This is a genomic window from Rhodococcus jostii NBRC 16295 (assembly GCF_001894825.1).
GTDB classification, from domain to species: Bacteria; Actinomycetota; Actinomycetes; order Mycobacteriales; family Mycobacteriaceae; genus Rhodococcus_F; species Rhodococcus_F jostii.
In genome coordinates this window covers 1-670 of the sequence record NZ_BCWY01000273.1, presented here as the reverse complement: position 1 = coordinate 670, position 670 = coordinate 1, and the positions used below count along the sequence as shown (strand labels likewise).

Annotated in this window: 1 protein-coding gene; it reads right to left on the bottom strand. The window is 66.4% G+C overall.

Annotated elements, in window-relative coordinates; translation table 11 throughout:
* Window positions 1–597 (bottom strand): Clp protease N-terminal domain-containing protein (locus RJ1_RS45155; protein WP_255284987.1); only part of this gene is annotated, 597 nt, incomplete at its 3' end.
* Window positions 598–670 lie beyond the last annotated feature (73 nt).

Sequence of the window (670 nt, the reverse complement as noted above, 5' to 3'; positions counted from 1 at the left end):
CGCGCCGCCGGCACGTGCCGCGTCAAGGATCCGGTCTCGCATCCACACGTCGATGCGTTGGCCGGCCTTGGCGGCCGCAGCTACGCACAATGCATGTTCTGCGTCGGTCAACCTGACGTTGGTGACGTGTGTCGGCCCCAACCCCAGCTCTGCGGTGAGCCGGTGCTCGGTGACCTGTCGGAGGATGTGCTGACGCAGTTGGTCGAAGTCCACCGAGAGGACCTCGCCGAGCAACCGTGCGCCGGTGGATTCGCGGTCGTCGTCGATGATGGCGAGGAGGATCTGTTCGGTGCCGATGCGCTCGTGGCCGAGCAGCGAAGTTTCGCGCATGCTCTGTTCGAGGACCTGTTTGGCGTGCCGGGTGAACGGGATGTGCCCGGATCGGGCCTGCTCGCCCTGACCGGTGGTGAGTCGGCTGTCGATGATGGCCGCCGACACGCCGAACGATTCCAGCGATCGCGCCGCTGCCCCGTCACCTTCGCGGATGAGGCCCAGCAGGATGTGCTCGGTGCCGAGGTAGTCGTGGTTGTGGGCCCGGGCCGCTTCGGATGCCAGGACGACGGAGCGCCGTGCTTGGTCGGTAAACCTCTCGAACACCGTTGCTCCCATCGGATTGGCCGCTGCAAGCGGTCCCGTTGTTGACACCAATTGCGGGCTCGGGCGGGTGTCT